Here is a 1,024-nt window from a genome sequence, read left to right as displayed (position 1 = left end):
GTACTGCCCGCCAGTCATTTCTGCAATCTTCGTGAGCGTTTGTTCATCAAGGTCGGCTGCGGTGTCGACCTTACGAGTCATAAAAAAGTCTTTCACCATCATTTCGCCAGCACCTACGCCGACGGTATAAATAGTGGCATTGTATTTCTTCGCAATCTCAGCCGCTTCGATTGGATCTAACACACCAGCGGTGTTACTGCCGTCACTGAGCAAAATCATCACGCGCTGGGGCGCATCGCTATCGACAAAGGTTTTTGTTCCTAAGCCGATACCATCGCCAATTGCGGTTCGTTGACCAACTAGGCCAATTACGGTTTGCTTGATTTGTTGGATAACGGTTTGTCGGTCAGCCGTCAGTGGCGTTTGTAAGTACGCGTGGTCACCAAATAGAACTACTCCAAGCCGATCACCTTTTCGCTTCGCGACAAAATCTGATAGCACTTTTTTCACGGCAGAGAGTCGGTCGATGTACTCGCCATCTAAGTTCATGTCCTCTTGTTGCATGGAACCTGAAAGGTCAACCACCAGCATTAAGTCTCGGTACTTAGGTTGAAACTCGACAGGTTCACCAAACCAAACTGGTCTCGCACAAGCGACGACCAATAATGTCCAAACGCCTACAGCTAACGATTTTTGTAGCCATTGTTTAGGTTTATGGCTGTTTTTGCTTTCTGGCAAATACGCCAGTTTGATTTCTGCTTGTCGAGTTTCTTCAGGAAGAAGCTTGTAAATCAGCAGAGGTAAGGGCAACAAAAAAAGTGCCCACCACCAGACAAATTCAATGTTTAACCATTGGGAAAGGTCTGTCATGAGTGTTTGCTCAGTCACGGGTGTTTGCCTTTTTCTTCGGTGGCAAAGCGTGAGTTATCCAAAAGGCACAATCGTCGATCAAATCTTTATGTTGCTCTTGAGGCGACTTTTGATATAACGCGGCTTGCCACTGTTGTTGTTTGTCTACGAATCGAGTCTCTTTGGTATGACTGTCGAGAAATTCATACCATGCCATTCCAGTTAACGGGGCGAT

Annotated in this window: 2 protein-coding genes; both read right to left on the bottom strand. The window is 46.5% G+C overall.

Features of this window, described 5'->3' with window-relative positions; genetic code table 11:
- Positions 1–828, bottom strand: an 828-nt coding sequence (locus R7P67_RS26610) for a VWA domain-containing protein (protein ID WP_318086556.1), incomplete at its 3' end; no start/stop codon positions are given.
- Positions 821–1,024, bottom strand: a 204-nt coding sequence (locus tag R7P67_RS26605) for a DUF4381 domain-containing protein (RefSeq protein ID WP_318086555.1), incomplete at its 5' end; no start/stop codon positions are given. The genes R7P67_RS26605 and R7P67_RS26610, both read right to left, overlap by 8 nt.

The sequence above is a fragment of the Vibrio sp. Vb0937 genome, from assembly GCF_033338855.1.
Note: the sequence above shows the minus strand (reverse complement) of the source record. Positions and strands in the feature narration are given on the sequence as shown.